The 19,609-nt window shown below is 69.9% G+C and carries 18 protein-coding genes and 1 pseudogene; 13 read left to right on the top strand and 6 right to left on the bottom strand.

The window, feature by feature from the left end; genetic code table 11:
- Nucleotides 1–399: pseudogene (locus H1D24_RS38815) on the bottom strand (hypothetical protein); the annotation flags it as partial.
- 142 nt (nucleotides 400–541) lie between these two features.
- Between H1D24_RS38815 and H1D24_RS38810 the strand changes: the two are divergent.
- From H1D24_RS38810 to H1D24_RS38790, 5 genes are all read left to right on the top strand, one after another.
- Entirely contained in the window at nucleotides 542–871 is a 330-nt protein-coding gene (locus tag H1D24_RS38810; RefSeq protein WP_220137723.1) for an SCO4225 family membrane protein, read from the top strand.
- 291 nt (nucleotides 872–1,162) lie between these two features.
- Nucleotides 1,163–2,188, top strand: coding sequence for a serine hydrolase domain-containing protein (locus H1D24_RS38805; RefSeq protein ID WP_220137722.1), 1,026 nt, complete (start codon nucleotides 1,163–1,165; stop codon nucleotides 2,186–2,188).
- A gap of 354 nt (nucleotides 2,189–2,542) precedes the next feature.
- The gene (locus H1D24_RS38800) at nucleotides 2,543–4,060 is read left to right on the top strand and encodes an alpha-N-arabinofuranosidase (protein ID WP_181662455.1); all 1,518 of its coding nucleotides are present in this window, start codon (nucleotides 2,543–2,545) and stop codon (nucleotides 4,058–4,060) included.
- A 217-nt stretch (nucleotides 4,061–4,277) separates the two neighbouring features.
- Nucleotides 4,278–5,564, top strand: a complete 1,287-nt coding sequence (locus tag H1D24_RS38795; protein WP_258564674.1) for a glycoside hydrolase family 27 protein — start codon at nucleotides 4,278–4,280, stop codon at nucleotides 5,562–5,564.
- Between the two features lie 157 nt (nucleotides 5,565–5,721).
- A complete protein-coding gene (locus H1D24_RS38790; protein WP_181662454.1) occupies nucleotides 5,722–6,729 on the top strand; it encodes a LacI family DNA-binding transcriptional regulator in 1,008 nt (335 codons plus the stop codon).
- A 171-nt stretch (nucleotides 6,730–6,900) separates the two neighbouring features.
- Here the strand turns inward: H1D24_RS38790 and H1D24_RS38785 are convergent, their stop codons facing one another.
- The 4 genes from H1D24_RS38785 to H1D24_RS38770 all read right to left on the bottom strand — a co-directional run bounded on the left by H1D24_RS38785 (nucleotide 6,901) and on the right by H1D24_RS38770 (nucleotide 9,402).
- Nucleotides 6,901–7,113: a hypothetical protein gene (locus H1D24_RS38785; RefSeq protein WP_181662453.1), complete on the bottom strand. Its 213-nt coding sequence runs from the start codon at nucleotides 7,111–7,113 to the stop codon at nucleotides 6,901–6,903.
- A gap of 265 nt (nucleotides 7,114–7,378) precedes the next feature.
- Nucleotides 7,379–8,143 carry a sulfite exporter TauE/SafE family protein gene (locus H1D24_RS38780; protein ID WP_181662452.1) on the bottom strand — a complete coding sequence of 255 codons (765 nt, stop codon included), beginning with the start codon at nucleotides 8,141–8,143 and terminating at the stop codon, nucleotides 7,379–7,381.
- Between the two features lie 150 nt (nucleotides 8,144–8,293).
- Nucleotides 8,294–8,584 carry a hypothetical protein gene (locus H1D24_RS38775; protein ID WP_181662451.1) on the bottom strand — a complete coding sequence of 97 codons (291 nt, stop codon included), beginning with the start codon at nucleotides 8,582–8,584 and terminating at the stop codon, nucleotides 8,294–8,296.
- Nucleotides 8,581–9,402, bottom strand: coding sequence for a phytanoyl-CoA dioxygenase family protein (locus tag H1D24_RS38770; RefSeq protein ID WP_181662450.1), 822 nt, complete (start codon nucleotides 9,400–9,402; stop codon nucleotides 8,581–8,583). Before H1D24_RS38770 ends, H1D24_RS38775 begins: the two co-directional genes overlap by 4 nt.
- A gap of 71 nt (nucleotides 9,403–9,473) precedes the next feature.
- Here H1D24_RS38770 and H1D24_RS38765 point away from each other — a divergent pair, with 71 nt between their 5' ends.
- Nucleotides 9,474–10,277, top strand: coding sequence for an AraC family transcriptional regulator (locus tag H1D24_RS38765; RefSeq protein ID WP_181662449.1), 804 nt, complete (start codon nucleotides 9,474–9,476; stop codon nucleotides 10,275–10,277).
- A gap of 182 nt (nucleotides 10,278–10,459) precedes the next feature.
- Here H1D24_RS38765 and H1D24_RS43280 read toward each other — a convergent pair whose 3' ends face one another.
- Nucleotides 10,460–10,714, bottom strand: a complete 255-nt coding sequence (locus tag H1D24_RS43280) for a substrate-binding domain-containing protein (protein WP_181662448.1) — start codon at nucleotides 10,712–10,714, stop codon at nucleotides 10,460–10,462.
- Between the two features lie 93 nt (nucleotides 10,715–10,807).
- On the opposite strand from H1D24_RS43280, the gene H1D24_RS38755 reads away from it, so the two are divergent.
- The 7 genes from H1D24_RS38755 to H1D24_RS38725 all read left to right on the top strand — a co-directional run bounded on the left by H1D24_RS38755 (nucleotide 10,808) and on the right by H1D24_RS38725 (nucleotide 19,604).
- Nucleotides 10,808–11,929, top strand: a complete 1,122-nt coding sequence (locus H1D24_RS38755) for a DUF3344 domain-containing protein (protein ID WP_181662447.1) — start codon at nucleotides 10,808–10,810, stop codon at nucleotides 11,927–11,929.
- Nucleotides 11,930–11,990: 61 nt separating this feature from the next.
- Complete coding sequence (locus H1D24_RS38750) at nucleotides 11,991–13,169, top strand: glycosyltransferase family 4 protein (protein WP_181662446.1); 1,179 nt, start codon at nucleotides 11,991–11,993, stop codon at nucleotides 13,167–13,169.
- Nucleotides 13,166–14,659: an exopolysaccharide biosynthesis polyprenyl glycosylphosphotransferase gene (locus H1D24_RS38745; RefSeq protein ID WP_181662445.1), complete on the top strand. Its 1,494-nt coding sequence runs from the start codon at nucleotides 13,166–13,168 to the stop codon at nucleotides 14,657–14,659. Before H1D24_RS38750 ends, H1D24_RS38745 begins: the two co-directional genes overlap by 4 nt.
- A 44-nt stretch (nucleotides 14,660–14,703) precedes the next feature.
- The gene (locus tag H1D24_RS38740) at nucleotides 14,704–16,011 is read left to right on the top strand and encodes an O-antigen ligase family protein (RefSeq protein WP_181662460.1); all 1,308 of its coding nucleotides are present in this window, start codon (nucleotides 14,704–14,706) and stop codon (nucleotides 16,009–16,011) included.
- A complete protein-coding gene (murJ, locus tag H1D24_RS38735) occupies nucleotides 16,008–17,699 on the top strand; it encodes a murein biosynthesis integral membrane protein MurJ (protein ID WP_181662444.1) in 1,692 nt (563 codons plus the stop codon). The genes H1D24_RS38740 and murJ overlap by 4 nt, the downstream gene beginning before the upstream one ends.
- Nucleotides 17,689–18,462: a polysaccharide deacetylase family protein gene (locus H1D24_RS38730; protein ID WP_181662443.1), complete on the top strand. Its 774-nt coding sequence runs from the start codon at nucleotides 17,689–17,691 to the stop codon at nucleotides 18,460–18,462. Before murJ ends, H1D24_RS38730 begins: the two co-directional genes overlap by 11 nt.
- Nucleotides 18,459–19,604, top strand: a complete 1,146-nt coding sequence (locus tag H1D24_RS38725) for a glycosyltransferase (RefSeq protein WP_181662442.1) — start codon at nucleotides 18,459–18,461, stop codon at nucleotides 19,602–19,604. The genes H1D24_RS38730 and H1D24_RS38725 overlap by 4 nt, the downstream gene beginning before the upstream one ends.
- Nucleotides 19,605–19,609: the final 5 nt, after the last annotated feature.

The raw sequence follows: 19,609 nt of genomic DNA, 5'->3' as shown, positions 1-19,609 counted from the left end.
GGCGTGCTTGCTGCCCTTTTCGCCCACGGGCAGGGACAGCCGGTGCGCGACCGTGCGCACTGCCGCCTGAAGGCCCTGGACATGCGCCAGCTGGCCGCGCCGGGCCAGTGCCCACTGATCGTGGGTGGCCTTCGTGATCGACCCCGCCCACCGCGAAGACGACTGCCCAGTCAGGACCCTCTTACGCTCCGCCCACGCATCACCGTCGTGATCCAGACCTGCCGCACAGCGCGCCTTCAGGTCACGGGAGGCCAGCGCCCCCAGGTGGTCGCCGACCAGACGCAGGACCTGCTCGTCGTCGGCGGTCAGCTGCTTGAGCCGGTCCCGGACCGCCACCCCCAACGGGCCCGGCACCACGAACGGTGCCGCCACCTCCCGCAGCCCATCCGCCAAGATCACCCTCCCTATCCAGGCCCGCAGAACCCCGTCACCGCACTCAACGACCACCCCTCGACGAGGTCACCCATTCGATGAGGGAACTCTCGTTCCCTGCGCACCCACCCCAACCCGGACACTCGCTCATGCACGCCAGATCACACTCGTGCGCTGCTTCGCGGCAGCAGTTCACAACCCCGCCTCGGCGGTGTATCTCGGTCTGGTCGGCATCTCCGTCGTGATCGCCGCGACCGAACCGCTGTGGTCCGACCACGGGGGCGAGTCGTTGATCTGGGTGTGGCCGGCGTTCTTCACCAGCCCCACCTTCTTCTTCGTCGTACCGGTCGCCGAGGCGGTGTGGGGCCTTGATCTGCCTGCATGGTCCCTCATCGGCGGGATCATCGTCTCCGCCCTGATCCAGTCCCTGGTCCTCGGACTGCTACTGGAGGCCCTGCGCGGGTGGCGCCGGCGGCACGCCCATCCGTACGGCGGCTGAACCGCTCCGGCACCATCGCCGGACGGAGTGGTCGATCGGCAGCAACTGCCATCAGGAATGACATCAACAGGTCGGCGGATCACATCAGGTCCGCGGCCGACGCAGGCTGGACGGGCGACGATCTCGGCGCGGCGAGGCCGTCCCAGCAAAAAGCGGTTGCCCGCAGGACGGACTGCTGACGATCATCGCCAATGGACGGCTGGTGATCTTTCTTCTGCGGAGTCTGCGGTGACGATGGTGACGAGGGCTGACGGCTTCGATCCGGCTTGCCTGGAGGAGGCCGTCTCAAGTGTGGCGGAACAAAAGGGGTTCTCCGGCACGGTCCGTGTCACGCGGCACGGGGAGCCGGTGTTCACCCGCGCGTTCGGGATGGCGTCACGACGATGGTCCGTACCGAACACGTGCGGAACGCGCTTCCGTGTGGCGTCGGTGTCCAAGGCGTTCACGGCGGTGGCCGTCCTGCAGCTCGTCGAGCGGGGGCAGGTCCGCCTGGACGACGCTCTGGTGGGCTTCGTGAATGAGCACATGCCCCAGCTCGATCCGAATGTCACGGTCCGCCACGCCCTGACGATGACGTCGGGCATCGGCGACTGGTTCGAGGAGGCCGGCGACGACTGGGAGGCCGAATGGGCCGCATTGACCTCCTCCCACCCCCTGTACCTGCTGCGGAGCAACAAGGACTACCTGCCGCTGTTCGCCGGCAAACAGCCCCACTTCCCTCCCGGGGAGCGTCATCTCTACAACGGCGCCGGTTACATCCTGCTGGGCCTGCTCATCGAATCGGTGACCGGCCGCGCTTTCGAGGAGGTCATCGCCGACGACGTCTTCACCCGTGCCGGAATGAGCGGGGCGGGATTCCCGGCCCTGGACGACCTGGGGCCGAACGTCGCCGAGGGATACCTCACCACCGCCGAGGGCCCCACCCCGTACCGGACCAACCACTACGCGACCACCCCCGGCGCCGCCGCCGACGGCGGGGCTACCTGGACCGCCGCCGATCTGACGGCCTTCGCCCGCGCACTGCGCCACGGGCGGCTGCTGAACGAGGAGACCACGCGCCTGGCGCTGACGCCGCAGGTCGACGAGCGTGAGGAGAAGGTCCGCGGCTACAGGTGGATGTACGGCTTCGGTCTCACCCACATCCTCGACGACGAAGGAACCATCGTCCGCTGGGGCCACACGGGTGAGGAGGACGGGGTCAGTGCCCGCCTCTACCACTACCCGCAGCAGGACCTGGACGTCGCCGTCCTCGGCAACATCAGCTGGTGTGCCGGCGACATGGGATGGGCTGTCCACGACACCCTCGTCGGCACCTGAGACAGCCCGCGACGGCGCTCGAGCAACAGGCTCGCCCCGCTCTCCCGGAAGATCCGTGCCGTGCTCGGACCTGGCGACCGCCCGAACAGACGGCCGAGGCGGTGAGTTCTCCGTTCACGGGCACACCGGAGGAGTAACGACTACAACCAACCAGTTCGCGCATCCCTCTTGACACGCTCGCCACACATTGGGAGCTTTTATCGATACAAACGCGCGGGGGCGGCGGCTGCCGTGGTGGCGGTTATGGAGGCGACGAAGTCGCCCACTGCCGCCTCATCTGCCGGTGACCCACGTCCGTACCAACCGCACCCGCAGCCGCTCAAGCACCCACCCAAGCCACGCTGGAGTACCGCCGTGCCCAACGCCACCGCGATCATCAATCTCGACATCGAGGGTCCGAAGATCAGTCGCCACCTGTACGGGCATTTCGCCGAGCATCTGGGCCGATGCATCTACGGCGGTTTCTGGGTCGGCGAGGACTCGACGATCCCGAACGAGGGCGGTATCCGCCTGGACGTCGTACAGGCCCTGCGCGCCCTGAACATCCCCAACCTGCGCTGGCCCGGCGGCTGTTTCGCCGACGAGTACCACTGGATGGACGGCATCGGCCCCAGGGACCAGCGCCCCACGATGGTCAACACCCACTGGGGCAACGTGGAGGAGAACAACCACTTCGGCACCCACGAGTTCATGGCTCTGTGCGAGCTGCTCGGCACAGAGCCGTACATCAGCGGCAACGTGGGCAGCGGTACCGTCCGGGAGATGAGCGAGTGGGTCGAGTACCTGACCCGTGACGGCGACAGCCCCATGGTGCGGCTGCGCAAGGCCAACGGCCGCGAGGAGCCCTGGCGCGTGAAGTTCTGGGGCATCGGCAACGAGACGTGGGGCTGCGGCGGCAACATGCGCGCCGAGTACTCCGCCGACCTGGCCCGCCAGTACGCCACGTACTGCCGCGACCACGGCGACAACAAGCTCTACCGCATCGCCTCGGGCGCGTCCGACGCGGACTACAAGTGGACCGAGACGCTGATGCAGCAGATCAACTGCTTCGGCTGCGAGGCGACCCCGCGCACCTTCTTCCAGGGCATCTCCGTCCACTACTACACGATGGCCGGTCCCTGGGAGGCGAAGGGCAGCGCCACCGACTTCGACACGGACGACTACTACCGGACGATGGCCTCGGCCCGGAAGATCGACCGCATCCTCACCGGCCACTCCACGGTCATGGACTGCTACGACCCCGGCCGGAAGGTGGGTCTGGTCCTGGACGAGTGGGGCACCTGGTGGGACGTCGAGCCGGGCACCAACCCGGGCTTCCTGTTCCAGCAGAACACCCTGCGCGACGCGCTCGTGGCCAGCACGCACTTCGACATCTTCCACAAGCACGCCGAGCGCCTGTACATGGCCAACATCGCCCAGACCGTCAACGTCCTGCAGGCGATGGTCCTCACCGACGGCGACGCGCTGGTCCTGACCCCGAGCTACCACGTGTTCGAGATGAACAAGGGCCACCAGGACGCCGCCTCACTCGCCGTCCACCTGCGCACCGACGACGCCCGCCGCGCGGTGGGGGACGCAGAGCTGGACACCGTGTCCGCCTCGGCGAGCGTCAAGGACGGAACGGTCCTCATCTCGCTGTCCAACCTCGACGCCGAGGAGCCCGCCGAGGTGACGCTCGACCTGCGCGGCCGCTCCATCGGCGAGCCGACCGCCCGCATCCTGACGGCCGACCGTCTCCAGGCCCACAACACCGCGGACACGCCGGGAGCAGTCAGCCCGCGCTCCTTCGACGGCCTGAAGGTCACCGACCAGGGCCTGTCCCTGACGCTGCCGCCCCACTCGTTCCTCACGGTCCAGGCCCCGCTGGCCTGACCGGCCGTCGCAGTCCGGCTCCCGGCGTAGGACCGGCCGTCCACGACGTCCGCCGGCGAACCGTCCTCTCCGCGCCTCCAGGCGCCATCAGCCGGTTCGGGCCCGCCCCGGCCGCCACCCCCGTCGAGGACCGGCTGCCCGGGCCGGTCTGCGACATCCCGCCGTACTCCTTCACCGTTCTCCGCGTCCACCCGTCCCGTACAGGAAACGATCAACCATGACCGGACCCGCACGTCCGATCCCCGGACGCCACCTGCGTCCGCCGATGGGCTGGAACAGCTGGGACTGCTACGGCACCACCGTCACCGAGGAAGAGGTCCTCGCCAACGCGACCTTCATGCGGGACCGCATGCTCGCGCACGGCTGGGACACCGTGGTCGTGGACATCCAGTGGTACGAGCCCACGGCCCGCGCCCACGGCTACAACCCGGACGCCCCGGTGCTCCTCGACGACCACGGCCGCCAACTGCCGGCGCCGAACCGGTTCCCCTCGGCGGCGGACGGTGCGGGATTCGGGCCGCTGGCCGACCAGGTGCACCAACTCGGGCTGCGTTTCGGCCTGCACATCATGCGCGGCATCCCGCGCCGCGCCGTCGCCGCCCGCCTGCCCGTGGCGGGCACCGACTGGACGGCCGACGAGATCGCCGACACCGGCTCGGTCTGCCCCTGGAACAGCGACAACTACGGCCTGAACCACGACCACCCGGGCGCCCAGGCGTACTACGACGCGCAGGTCGCCCAGTTCGCGCGGTGGGGTGTGGACTTCATCAAGGCCGACGACATGCTCTTCCCGTACCACGAGCGGGAGATCGCCGCCTACGCCCAAGCCATCGCCCGCAGCGGCCGGCCCATCGAGCTGAGCCTCTCCCCCGGCACCGACGTCTCCCTCACCCACCTCGACCACCTGCGGGACAACGCCACCATGTGGCGCGTCTGCGACGACCTCTGGGATCGGTGGGAAGACGTCGAAGCGCAGTTCGGCCGCATGGCCCGGTGGGCACCGTGGCAGAGCGAACGCGGCTGGGCGGACGCCGACATGCTGCCCCTGGGCCATGTCGGTATCCGGGCCGAGAGGGGCGACGACCGCCTGTGCGCCCTCACCCGCCCCGAGCAGATCAGCCTGCTGACACTGTGGCTGATCTCGCGCTCCCCGCTGATGATGGGCGGCGACCTGCCCACCAGCCCGGCGGAGACGATCGAGCTGCTCACCAACGACGAGGCACTCGAGGTCCTGTGGCACAGCAGGGACAGCCGCGAGGTCCTCCGCGAGCGGGACCTCGTCCTGTGGACCGCCGGCGACACCGACGGACGTACCCGCTACGCCGCCGTGTTCTCCCTGGCCGACACCCCGGCCCGCGTCACCGTCCCGCTCGGCTCCATCGGCGCCCACCCCGACGACCGCATCCGGGAGCTGTGGACGCACACCGACACCCCGCACGACGGCCACCAGCTGCGCGTCGCCCTCCCCGCCCACGGCGCGGCCCTCTACCGCCTCGCCCCCTGAGGTGTACGAGACCGGTGCCGCCGCCTGTGCCGTGCCGCATCCGGCCGGCACCGGCGGCGGCACGACATACGTGGGCAGGGACGCGAGACATAGCATGATGCCGGGTGAGTCCTGAGACCGCAGACCGCAGACCGCAGACCGCAGACCGGGGGCGAACGTGGCAACGATCCAGGACGTGGCGAAGGCGGCCGGAGTCTCACCGATGACCGTCTCGAACGTCATCAATGATCACCCGAACGTGCGCCCCGCGACGCGCGAGAAGGTTCTCGAGGCGATGGCCCGGCTCGACTACCGCGTCAACGTGGCGGCCCGCAATCTGCGCACGGGCCGGACCGGTACCGTCGGGCTCGCGGTCCCCGAGGTGAACAGCCACTACTACGGCCGGCTGGCCACCGCCATCATCACCGCGGCCCAGCGGCACCACCTCCGCGTGAGCATCGAGCAGACCGGCGCTTCACGGGAGAACGAGCTCGACGCGCTGTCGCTGTCGCGCAACCGGCTCTACGACGGGCTCATCCTCAGCACCGTCGGCATGGGGCCGGCCGACGCCGAGCTGCTCAAGGTGGACTACCCGGTGGTCATCCTGGGCGAGCGGATCTTCGGCGGTCCCGTGGACCACGTCGCCATGCCCAACGTCGACGCGTCGCAGGCGGCCACCCGCCATCTGATCGAGCGGGGCTGCCGACGTATCGCGATCCTGTGCGGGATGCTGGGCGAGGAGACCGACGTGTCCAGCCTCCGCCTCACCGGCTACCGGCAGGCGCTGCAGAGCGCCGGCCTGCCCGCAGACCCCCGCCTCGTACAGAGCGTGGAGACGCTCACCATGCACGCGGGTGCGCGACGTGCCCGGGAGATGGTGGAGAGCGGGCTCGACTTCGACGGCGTCTTCTGCGTGACCGACACCGCGGCCATGGGCGTGCTGCGCGGCCTGGCCGATGCGGGGGTGAAGGTGCCGGAGCAGGTGAAGGTGATCGGCTTCGACAACGTCCAGGAGAGCGAGTTCCTCGTCCCGTCGCTGTCCACCGTCGACCCGGACCACGACATGATGGCGCAGCGGGCGGTCGACCTGCTGGCCAGGCGGATCCAGCAGACCGAGCCCGGGGCGGACCGCGAAGAGTTCGTCAGCCACTTCTCCGTGGTGGTCCGGGAGTCCACGGGCGGCTGACGGTACGCGCACCACGGTGACGGGGTACAAGGGGCCTTGACGTCGGTCAGGAGACAGAGGCACTCCCCGGCGCGGCATCACAAGATCATGTGGCTGACCTCCGGTGAGCCGGAACCCCGGCCGCCAGCGAGGCCGGGGTTCATCATGTCCCTGTGCCGCCGCAGCCTCCGGTCAGCAGAGAGATCCGACGTCGATGACTTCGAGCACGTTGCCACGGGCCATGTACTCGACCCAGCATTGCTCGCTGAACGCTGCTGCCCTCACCCCCGCTCCCGGGGCCGGCGCCTGGGCCACGGCGACAAGGATCATGATGATCTCCTTGCGCGCGTCGGCAGGGACGTCCCACAGCACGTCGGCGGCGCGTCTGATCATTTCGACTCGCATGGCACACCCCTTGGCAGGAGCAGCGTCGTACGGCGGAGAGCCCAGATCCCGGATGAACCTGCGGGCCAGGGGCCCCTACGACAAGGGTCGCTCGCACCCTCAGGGCATGTACAGAGACACAGCCAAGCGATCGACGCACGCCCACTCGGTGCCTGACCCGATGATCATGTGTCGTTGACCTCGATCCCATGGGATCAGGGGATCCGTAGAGGACGATCGTCCACTCCGCCGGGAGGCGGCTAGTCGTCGCGCGGCTCTGTGGGTGTCAGCCGGCCTCGCGCCACAGGGAGAGTGCCAGGCCCAGACCCGCCAGGGCGATGGCGATCCGCAGCGGCTTCTCGGGGATCCGCCGCACGACGACCGGCCCGACCCGGCTGCCGACCAGGCATCCGAGGCTGAGCGCCGCCGCGGCTCCCCAGTCGACGGGCGCGAGGAAGGCGTAGGCGATCGCCGCGGTGAGGTTGGCCGCTCCGGTGGCGATGTTCTTCACGGCATTGGTCACCCGAAGCGGCTCGTTCCCCGACAGCGACAGCACCGCCAGCATGAGGACGCCCGCCGCGGCGCCGAAGTAGCCGCCGTAGAGGCCGACCAGGAGCACCGCGCAGGTCAAGGGCAGTCTCGCCCGCAGTCCGCCGCCCCGCTGCGGGAGGTTCTCGGCCAGTCGGCGGAGCGGTTCGCGGACCAGGATCAGCACCGACCCCAGGGCGATCAGCCAGGGCACGACGCGCTCGAAGGCCGAGGTCGGGGTACCGAGCAGCAGTGCCGCGCCGACCGTACCCCCCGCGGCCGCGAGGAGGGCGAGCCGCACCAGACGACGGCGTTGGCCGCGAAGCTCCTCCCGTGAACCGGCCGCGGTACCCACCGTGTTGGAGAACAGCGCCACGGTGTTGGTCACATTGGCGGCCACCGGAGGGAGGCCGGCAGCCAGCAGTGCGGGGTAGCTGAACAGCGAGGCCAGACCGGCGATCGACCCGGTCAGGCCGGATGCGACGCCCGCCGCGGCGAGCAGGAGTACGGAGTCGGCCCCCACGCGGCCTTCCCTTCTGACTTTCTGACGAGCGAGGAAGCCACATCTTCCTATGTCGCTGTCCCGTATGAAAAACCGTGTCTACATACGGAGACGCTACATACGGAGACAACAGAGGGGGCAAACAAGAGCCGGTCGGACATCTGCCAGGAGCTACTGATCGACCTCCACGACCTTCTCGAAGAAGAACTCGTGCTTGAGGAACGACACGTCGTACTCGTGTCCCGGATACGGCGGGATCAGCTGCGCGGCCTGGAACAGTCGCCAGCCGTCCTCCAGCGCGTGCACGCCCGACTTGTACGGCGGTTCGTCGCTGTCCCCGGTCGTGGGCGAGGTACGCGCGGTGCCGTCGTACCGCGACCAGCCCACCACCTCCGAGTCGAGTGCGGAAGTGGCCAGATAGAGGACCAGCACCTGCTGACGGGTGCTCGTGTTCGTGCTCATGCGGCGTCCTCCTGCGGGCGGTTGGAGACCCGGGTCACCCAGTACTCCAGGTCGAAGGTGTCGTCCCCGGTGAGCGCGCGCCACAGCAGGACCCGGTTGTACATCTCCAGGCGGCCGGTGGCGTGTTCGTACCACGGGAAGGTGGTGGAGAGTTCCCTCCGGACGCGCGGGTCGGCGAGGTCCGAGGTGTCCCACAGCCGCCGCTGCCGCACGGTCGGATTGAAGCGGATCTTGAACATGTAGCGCACGGTGTCGCTGTCGTTGCGGCGCCCGCCGTGCCACAGCCCGTGGTGCAGAAACACCACGGTGCCGGCCGGGCAGACGAGCCGGGACTGACCGCGCAGGTTCTGGTAGCGGCCCGTGTCGGACTCGTTCGTGCGCCGCAGATGGCTGCCCGGCACGCTGAGGGTGCCGCCCATGTCGAGGGTGACGTCCTGCGGGTAGTACATCAGCTGGACGTCGAAGGCGTCCGTCCGCACGTCGATGATCGCGTCCCCGTGCAGGGGCTGCGCCTGTCCCTCGTGGGGCTCACGGATGTGCACGAAATGGTGGTCGACCGTCGGATCCGGGCCGACGAGAGAGCGCAATGCGCCTGCCACGGCAGGGATCTCGAGCAGTCGGCGGACGAAGGAGCCCTCCGGGTAGACGTCCGTGATCCTGCTGCCGTAAGGCACCCCGGGCACGCCCTCGCCCAGGACCTTGATGCCTTCCTCGTTCATCTCCGGCGGGACGACGGCATCCAGGCGCAGCGATCCGTGCGCCACGAAACGGGCCATCTCGACGGATGTCAGAAGCGGTGGCTGTCGGGTGTCTGTCATGCCGCCACGGTAGGGAGCCGGGGCCCTCCGGCGCGTGGGTACTGTTCACCCACTGCTGGTATTTTTTCACCATGCTCGTCACGCAGATCCACCTCGGCGAACCGCCCCTCGTGGCGGCAGCCGGCGTGGGGGTGCACGGCGTCGCGAGCCGCACGGATGTCTTCCGGCTGCCCGAACTGCGGCAGCTACACCTGTACCAGTACGACGCCGAGTTGATCGTCGACGGTACGCCGCATGTGATCCGACCGGGCAGGGTCAGCCTCGTCCCGCCGGGCACGACGGTCCGCTACCGCTACCAGGGCCGCTCCCAGCACCTCTACGCCCACTTGCGCATCCCGGCCGCCGGACCGACGCGCACTGTGCCCGTCGTCCAGGACGCCGGGCCCGAACTGCCCACGCTCACCAGCCTGTTGCTGCAGGCCATCACCGCCGACCCGCGCGAGCCGGAGCGCACCAGGGCCGAGATCTGGACCGCCCTGTGGCGCATCGCGCAGCTGGCCCCGGCCGCGCAGCGGCCCGGACCGCACCCGGCGGTGAGTACGGCCATCGCGTACATCGAGGCGCATCTGGCAGCGCCGCTCACCGTGCCGGCCGTCGCCCGGGCCGCGGGTGTCTCGCACAACCACCTGACCCGGCTGTTCCGTGCCGCGACCGGCGACACGGTGGTCGGCTACGTCCGCCGTCGCAGACTCGACCGCGCCCACCACCTGCTGCGTGCCTCGACGCTGTCGATCCCCGCAGTGGCCGCCTCCGTCGGCATTCCCGACCTGCAGGCCTTCAACAAGGCCTGCCGACGCGAGTTCGGCGCGTCACCGCGTGCCCTGCGGGCTTCCCCACGAGCCGCGGATACCGAGGCCACCGCGGCTACTGCTTGACGTCCTTCAGGATCACGAACTCCAGGTCCCCTGCGACCCGATGGCGGTGGGGTAGGAGTCGCCGCCCCAGAAGTTCTGCCCCGACAGGTGGCTGAAGGTCGGCCTCAAGGGCGACGCTGCCGGGCGCGGCGCCCGGCTGGAGGCGCTGCTGCAGCTGGAGAGCACCGACGGCATCCTGTCCTTCACGCGGCAGTTCCCACGTTCGGCCGCCTCGAGCGGCCTGACGAGGGCTCGCCGCGCAGCACGGCCAGCAGCCGACGCACCGCCTCGCGCCCCTGGCGTTCGCGGTCCACGGCTACGGTGGTGAGGGCCGGCCGGACGTACGCCAGTTCGCCCACCGAACCAAGGACACGATCATCCGGGGTACGTTTCCGGGCCCGCAGCGATGTGTCGTGCCCGTGACGCGTAGGCCTTCGGCGCTTCCGGGCGCCCTCCAAATGGCGGCACGAGTGAGATTTGCGTGCTTTCCAACTTGCTCTCTGACAAAGTGCACTACTGCTTGGTCATTTCGAGCGAAAAGGAAAGCAGTCATGGGGAAGCCGACGGGTCTCACTGCGCTGTATGCCGTGGGCGTATTGTCATACGTGACGCTTGTGTCCACGCTTCTTTCGGGGCCTGCCGTCTCTGTTCCGCGGGATTCAGAAAGGGAGTCGGAGCAGAAAACAGCCAGGATTCCCTTCACGCAGCGCTATCACTCGGTACAGCACGGCGGGATTGTCCGGGCCGCCAACTCCGCCATCACCTGTCAGACGGCGCCTCATCCTGCGGCTGCCTCGTGCGCGAAGGTCCAGCGAGGCGCACAGGGGGGCGTCAACGGCGACTTCGACATGCTCTACATCGATGTCGACGACGACCCCAACACCTACAACTCGAGCCGCGCCGAGCTGGCCCTGCCGGCCCACTCGCGGGTCAGCTACGCCCGGCTGTACTGGGGCGGCAATCTGCGGGTCGGCGAGCAGAAGCCGCCCAGGGACAACGGGCGGGTGCTCTTCGCCGAGCCGGGCGGGGAGTACAAGGCGGTGCTGGCGGACACCCCTGTCGCCCACCGCACAGCCGATGGCAGCGATGCATTCCAGGCCTCTGCCGATGTCACTCGGCTGGTACGCCAGAGCGGGGCAGTCCAGTACACCGTGGCCCAGGTCAATGTCGCCAAGGGGCAGTCGGCGGTCGGCGCGTGGGGCGGCTGGACGCTCGTCGTCGCCTATGAGAACGAGCAACAACCGTTGCGGAACCTCGCCATCTGGGACGGATTCGAAACGCTCGGCGCGGCCCGCAGGACTCAGTCCCTGAAGCTGGCCGGTCTTGACATGCCCGCCGGGGCGACCGGTCGGGCCGGCGTCGTCTCGTACGACGGGGACCGCTCCATGAAGGGCGACGCGCTGAAGGTCACCGCAGGTCGGTTCGGACCGGTCAGCCTCAGGAATTCTGCAAATCCGGCGAACAATGTGATGAATTCGACCATCACAGATTTCGGTGGCGCTGCGTTCAAACGGCAGCCCCATTATGTGAATACCCTCGGATATGATTCCGACGTATTCGACCTGAAGCCTGCGCTCTCCCGTGGCGGGGACAGCTTGAACTTCCACTTCTCCGCCGGAAGCGGCGAGTACTTTCTCGGCGCGCTCTTCGTGCAGGCGGATTCGCGACGCTGAAACGTTTCTCCCCGCGCTCCTCGGTGCCCGATCGCCGGGCCAGGTACAAAGAAAGCCGCACTTGTTGCCCAGAACCAGAACCGCGAACCACCGGCTGACGGTTTTTCACCTCGTTCAGCCGGTGGAAGGGGGAGTCGCTCGCGTGGTCACCGACCTCGTCGGGGCTCAAGTCCTGGAAGGAATCAGGGTCGTTGTGGCCTGCCCGCGAGGTACCCGTCTTTCATCGGCGCTCGCCGATGCGGGCGCTGAGGTCCATCCATGGCAGGCCGGCCGCGCCCCGGGCCCCGGACTGCCCGGGGAGACGGTGTCCGCCTCCCGCCTGATCCGCGCGAGCAGGCCCGATGTGGTTCATGCGCACAGCTCCAAGGCCGGTCTCGCCGCGCGGCTCGCCGTGCGCGGGCGTATCCCGACGGTGTTCCAGCCCCACGCCTGGTCCTTCGAGGCGGTGGGCGGCACGACAGCGCGCGTCGCGCTGGCCTGGGAGCGGTACGCCGCCCGGTGGGCGGAGCGCATCTTGTGCGTCAGCGAGGCCGAACGCAGAACCGGAGAAGCTGCCGGAATCGCCGCCCGCTGGACGGTGATCCGCAACGGTGTCGACGTGCGTTGGTTCGGTACCGATGACACCACGGCGCCCCCCTTAGAAGAAACGATTCTGCTGATGTCCCGCACCCCCGCGCAGGGCCCCGTGGTCGTCTGTGTCGGCCGCCTGTGCCCGCAGAAGGGCCAGGACGTACTCCTACGGGCATGGCCCGAGATCACCCGTGCGGTTCCCGACGCCCGTCTGGTGCTGGTCGGCGACGGTCCCGACCGCGAGCGACTGCGGACACTCGCCTCCTCAGGAGTCCTTTTCGCCGGAGCGGTCGACGGCACTCGTGACTGGATGAGGGCCGCCGACGTCGTCGTCCAGCCCTCCCGATGGGAAGGCATGGCCCTGGCCCCGCTCGAAGCCATGGCCTGTGGCCGCCCTGTCGTCCTCACCGATGTCAGCGGGGCCAGGGAGAGCCTGCCACCGGGCCATGACCGCCACTGCCTCGTACCGCCGGACGATCCGCGGGCGCTGGCGCATGCCGTCGGCCGGCTGCTGACGAACCCTCAGCTGCGGGACGCCCTGGGCCACCAGGCCCGCTCCCATGCACGGGCGAACTTCGATGTGCAGGACACGGTCACCGCGGTCTCGGAGCTGTACCGGCAGCTCCTCGGCCTGCCCCAACCCACGACGACGGAGCGCATCACCCGATGACGATGGACAGCACACGTGCTCCCCATGCAGGCCAGGTCGGCGGTCAGGCAACTCCGGTACGGCGCCTGACACCCTCGGTCCACCCGCCGCGCAGATCCTCCGACAACCGGCTGCCCGAGCCGCTGAGACGCAGACGGCTGCGGCATCGCCGCACTGCCTTCCCCCTGTTCGCCGTCGACGCACTCGCGCTGGTCCTCACCGTCGCTGTGATGCCAGGGCCGCAGCGGCCGGCGGCCGTGCTCGTACCGCTGCTGATGCTGCATGTGGCGCTGCACACCCGCCGAGGTCTCTACCGGCGGCGGCTGTCGCCGTCGGCGCTTCTCGAACTGCCCGCGCTGCTCAGCCTTGCGCTGATCCTGTGGTGCACCGCGGCAGCGGGCCTCGCGGCTGTCGGACCTCAGCACGTGCTGGGCTGGGAGGCGCTGGCCGCCGCAGTGACCGCGCAGACGCTCATCGGCTGCGCGGGCCGGAGCGTTGTCCACCAGTTCCAGCGCTGGTCGGACGCCCGGCACAACCGGTCCACGCTGATCGTCGACGGTGGGGCCACCGCCCAACAGATCAGCTCACTCCTGCGGGCACTCAACGGATACGGGATGCGCCCGGTAGGCCTGGTGGGATCCGGCCCGGCCGCCACCGCCGGCAGCGAGGCCTCGGTGCTGCCCGTCCTGACCACCTATGAGGACATCGGCAGGGCTGTCATCCAGACCACCGTGCGTCACGTCCTCTTCGTGCGGCCCGCTCACGCCGAGCCCGAAGACCCTGCCCTCGTCCAGCTCTTCAACGAGCACGGAGTGCAGATGTGGCTTGTCGACGCGGCTCTCCCCGCACAACCGGCCGCACCGCCGGCCGCGCTGCCGGATCACCTGTGGGGCTTCTCCGTACGGCCTCTGCAAGCACGCCGCCACCACCCCGCAGCCCGCTGGAGCAAGCGCGCACTCGACATCTGTCTGGCCGTCCTCGCCCTGCTCGCGACCGCGCCCGTGATGGCGCTCTGCGCCCTTGCCGTGCGCATCTCCGACGGGCCCGGTGTCATCTTCCGGCAGGAGCGGACCGGGCAGGACGGTCGCGCCTTCACGCTGCTGAAGTTCCGCACCCTGCGCCCCGCGGACGAGTACGAGTCCGCCACCCGCTGGAGTGTCGCCATGGACCACCGGATGAGCTACGTCGGCAATCTGCTGCGGCGGCTCTCCCTCGATGAACTGCCGCAACTGTGGAACGTACTGCGCGGGGACATGAGCCTGGTCGGACCCCGGCCGGAACGCCCGTACTTCGTCTCGAAGTTCTCCCGCACCTATCCGGGCTACCGGGCCCGGCACCGTATGCCCGTCGGCATCACCGGTCTCGCCCAGGTCAACGGTTTGCGCGGCGACACCTCCATCGAGGACCGTGCGCGCTTCGACAACCACTACATCGCCACGTGGTCGCTCTGGCAGGACGTCTGCATCCTGCTCCGCACCGCGGGCTCCCTCTTCCGGCCGGGGGGAAGCTGACCGTGGCCATCGTGTCGACCGCTACGCCGCTGGCCGGACAGCGGATGTCCTCCCTCTCCCGCTGGTGGCCGCTCGCACCTGCGATCGCCCCCGTGCTCCTGTTGGCCGTACCCGTCGAGTACGGGAACGGATCGAGCACCTCTGCCCATGTCTCCGTCGCCGATGCGGCGTCGGCGTTCCTGGTGCTGTTCTGCGCGGTGCGTCTCGTGCGCCACCGGGCCCGTCCGCTGACGCCCGTCGCCGCCTTCGTCCTGGGCATCCCGGCGGTCGGCTTCGCCGTCGCCACCATCACCGCCGCCGACCCGGTCGCCGCCCTCCCGGGCTTCGTCCGCTATCTCCAGGTCTTCGTGGTGGTACCGGCCGCCGTCGTACTTCTGCTCAGGGACGCCAGGGACTTCCGGGTGGTGGCCGGATCCTTCGTCGTACTCGCCCTGATCCAGGGGACCTTGGGCGTCCACCAGTACGTGACCCGCACCGGCGCCTCCTACATGGGCTCGGACATCCGGGCGGTGGGCACCTTCGGGCCCACCGACGTCATGGGTATGGCGACGGTCGTCGCCTATGGCCTGGTGATCGCCACCGGTCTTGCGCTCCGCCCCGCGCAGGGCGCGCCCCCCTGGCTGCGCCCCGCAGCCGCCGCCACCGCCGTGGCCCTCACCCTCCCCCTTGCGCTCTCCTTCAGCCGGGGAGCGTGGATCGCGACGCTGCTCGGGAGCGTCGCGGTCATGCTGCTCACCGGGCTGCGCCAGGCGGCGCGCGCGCTGGCGGCGGTGGTCGCCGTCGCGGTCGTACTCGTCGGCGGCTTCGGTGTCGGCTCCCAGGCAGTCTCGGCGCGGTTCAGCAGCATCACGCGGGTCACCGACACTCCCGACCAGTCGGTCACCGACCGGTACACGATGTGGGCCGCCGCAGTGAGCATGTGGCGCGAGGAGCCCGCGAGCGGAGTGGGCCTCAAAGGGTTTCCCGCACACCGCGACGGCCATTCCTCGCTCGGGCTCTCCTCGGGCAGCGACACCGCAGGAGCGGGCCGAGCCTTCCAGCGCCAGCCCCTGCTCTCGCCGCACAGCATGTATCTGCTCGTCCTCAGCGAGCAGGGCCTCATCGGCGCCACCGCGCTGTTCGGCAGCTGGGCCGCACTGCTGGTGGGAGGCGTACGCCGGCTGACCGGAGCCCGTAGATCCCGTAAGTCGGCCGTGGACTGCGGACTGATGGCCATGGGGCTGATGATCTGGCAGACCGTCGACTTCCTGTACGCGGACATCGGCGGACCTTCGACCGCCCTCACCGGCATCGTGTTCGGCCTCGTCGCGTGGTGGGCGCTGGCTGAGCCCGAGACGTCGAGCAGCGTATGAACGAAGCGACAGCGGGCATCGGCCCGAGCGCCGACATCCGTCTGACAGTGCCGCCCCCGGCCGTCGTGCTCTACCCGTCGAAGGGCCGGCAGGAGCCGCACGGCCCGCAGGAGCCGCCACGACTGGGAAGGGTGCTGGCCAGGGCCGCCGCGGTCACCGCCGCTCTCACGGTGGCCGGATCGCTGCTGGGTCTGGGCCGCGACCAGACGATTGCGCACCTCTTCGGCGCGGGCAGTGACAGCGACGCGTTCCTGGTCGCCTGGACCGTGCCGGAGATGGCATCGACGCTGCTCATCGAGGACGCGATGGCGCTGGTGCTGGTTCCGGCCTTCAGCCATGCGCTCGCCAGGCGTGCGGCGGGGGTCTCCCCGGACCCCGTACGGGGCCTGGTGTCCGCCACGCTGCCACGGCTGTTCGTGCTGCTGTCGTGCGCCGCCGGGGCGCTGATCCTGGGTGCGCAGGTGGTCGTGGAGCTCCTGGCGCCGGGGCTCGCCAGTCCCGAACTGGCCGTGAGCTGTACCCGGTTGACGGCCGTCACCGTGCTCACCTTCGGAATCAGCGGCTATCTCAGTGCGGCGCTGCGGGCTCACCGCAGCTATCTGCCGCCGGCTGCGATCTACCTCGCGTACAACGTCGGCATCATCGTGACCATGGTGGTGCTGCACTCCCTGTGGGGTGTGCGGGCCGCGGCGGCGGGAGTCGCCGCAGGCAGCATGCTGATGGTTCTGGTCCAGCTGCCCGCCTTCATGCGGCATATGAGGGTGAAGCGCCGCCGGAGAAAGTCCCGCCCCCATGGAGGCGGTGCCCCGGTCCGTACCGCGCGTCCTGCCCTCCTCGGTCTCGGCGTCCTCGCGCCCGTCGTCCTCTTCGCGGTCTGCCGCCAGTCCCAGGTCCTGATCGAGCGCTTCCTCGCGTCCTCGCTCCCGGCCGGAGCCATCTCGCATCTGAACTACGCGCAGAAGGTCGCGCAGATGCCCATGGTGCTGTCCTTGATGATCTGTACGGTGACCTTCCCCGTGGTCGCCCAGGCCGTGGCCGACGGGGACGAGGACCGGGCCCGCCGCAGGGTCGAGCAGGATCTGGTACTGGCCGCAGTCGTGGTGCTCGTGGGCACCGCCCTCGTCGTCGGCTATGCGCCCCAGCTGATCGAAGTGCTCTTCCAGCGTGGTGCGTTCGGTGCCCAGGACGTCGCCACCACCGCCTCCGTCATGCGTGTCTACGCACTCGGACTGCTGGGCCACTGCCTCGTCGGCGCGCTGGTCAGGCCCTTCTTCTCCGCGTCGCGTCCCATCTGGTACCCGGCCGCCGTGATGGCCGCCGGACTGCTGATCACCACCGTCGTCGGCGCCTTCGCGGTCCAGCACTGGGGTGTGTACGGCATCGCCGCAGCGAACGCCGTCGGCATCACCATGACGGCGGTGCTCCTCCTGAGCGGGCTCGGCTCGCGCGTGGTCTCCATCCGTGTGCGCGGGGTCACCGCGGCCCTCGGCCGGCTGACCGTCGCGGCCACCGCGGCCGGCGCCATGGGCTGGCTGCTCGCGCCGCTGGTGCCGGGCCCGCTGCTGAGCCTGGGCCTCGGGTGCCTGCTGGTGCCCGGCGTCTTCGCCGTCAGCGTGCTCGCCCTGCGCGGCCCGAACGTCGCCGAACTGCTCGACCTCACCAAACAAAGGTTCCGCCATGCCCGTTGACACCGCGTCGCGCGACGCCGCCCCGCTCGCACCGGCCCCCCCCACCCCGCACCCACAGCCCTGGATCCTGCTGTACCACTCGGTGGGCGACCCGGCCGACGACCCGTACGGCATCACCGTCGCCCCGGAGCGCCTCGAGCATCAACTGCGCTGGCTGCGGCGCAGAGGGCTGACGGGCGTCGGCGTCGGCACCCTGATGCGCGCCCGCGCGGCCGGCCGCGCCCGGGGTCTGGTCGGGCTGACCTTCGACGACGGTTACACCGACTTCATCGACCATGCGCTGCCGCTGCTGCAACGCCATGACTTCACCGCGACCGTGTTCGTCCTGCCCGGCAGGCTCGGCGGCGACAACGCCTGGGACCTGCTGGGCCCGCGCAGGCCGCTGCTGACCGCGGCGGGAATCCGGGCCGTGGCCGCCGCGGGCATGGAGATCGGCTCGCACGGCCGGTACCACCTGGATCTCACCGCGGTCACCGTGGACGAACTGCGCAAGGAGACGCGCGGGAGCCTTGAACGGCTCCGCCAGATCACCGGCGTCGCCCCGCAGGGCTTCTGCTACCCGTACGGCGCCGTCGACCAGCGGGCCGTGGAGGCCGTACGAGACGCCGGTTACGCCTATGCCTGCGCCATCACCCCGGGCCCGCTCGGCAGCGACCACGCCCTGCCGCGCACCCACATCAGCCACGCGGACCGCGGCCTGCGGCTGCGCACCAAGCGGCTGCGGCACCGCTTCCGGCAGCTGACCCGCGGTGACCTCCGGTGAAGGCCCTGCACATCATCACCGGGCTCGGCGTCGGCGGCGCCGAACAGCAACTGCGCCTGCTGCTGCGCCATCTGCCGGTCCACTGCGACGTGGTGACCCTCACCAACCCGGGCCCCGTCGCCGAAGGGCTGCGTGCCGACGGTGTGTCCGTCGCGCACCTGGCGATGAACGGCAACCGCGACCTCGCCGCGCTGCCCAGGCTGGCCCGGCTCATCAGACGGGGAAGGTACGACCTGGTCCACACCCACCTCTACCGCGCCTGTGTGTACGGGCGGATCGCAGCCCGTATGGCCGGCGTCCGCACCACGATCGCCACCGAACACTCCCTGGGTGAGCGGCAGATCGAAGGGCGGCCGCTCACCCGGGGGATCCGTGCCCTGTATCTGAGGACGGAGAAGCTCGGCTCGGCGACCGTGGCCGTCTCGGCGACCATCGCCGACCGGCTGCGCACATGGGGGGTGCCCGCCCAGCGCATCCACCTCGTACCGAACGGAATCGACGCGGAGAGTCTCCGCTTCGACCAGGGAACCAGGCTCACCACCCGCGCACAGCTCTCCATCCCGGCAGGCGCCTTCGTCGTGGGAGGCGTGGGCAGGCTCGTGCCCGGCAAGCGCTTCGAGCTGCTGGTACGGGCGGTCGCCGCCATCCCCGATGCCCGTCTGGTGCTGGCGGGGGACGGACCGGAGCGGACCGCGCTGCGTACCCTCGCCCGGCGGCTCGGCGCTGCCGACCGTATCCGGTTCCTCGGCGAATGCGATGCGCTCGGGGACGGCCCCGATCGCGGCGTCCCCGCAATCCCGGCCGTGCTCAGCGCACTTGACATCTTCGTCTCCGCCTCTGAGGAGGAGTCGTTCGGGCTCGCCGCCGTCGAGGCCCTCGCCGCCGGACTGCCTGTCCTGCACGTCTCCTGCCCCGCCATCGAGGATCTGCCCGCAGCACTGGCGCCCGGTGCCGTCCGGGTCGCAGGCCGTGCCGACGCGCTGGAGGCGGCGCTGAGGATCCAGATGTCCACGGAAGCGCGCCGCCTTCAGCCGCCCCCAGTTGTCAGCCACTACGACATCGTGCGCAGCGCCAGAAGCCTCCTGGACGTGTACGCGCGCGCCGTCGCCTCAACCCCGTCCACCGACCCGACGAAGAAGTGACCACC

Source organism: Streptomyces himalayensis subsp. himalayensis (assembly GCF_013778455.1).
Taxonomy (GTDB): domain Bacteria; phylum Actinomycetota; class Actinomycetes; order Streptomycetales; family Streptomycetaceae; genus Streptomyces; species Streptomyces himalayensis.
The sequence above is the reverse complement of the archived record's forward strand: the minus strand, read 5'-3'. Positions and strand labels throughout refer to the sequence as shown.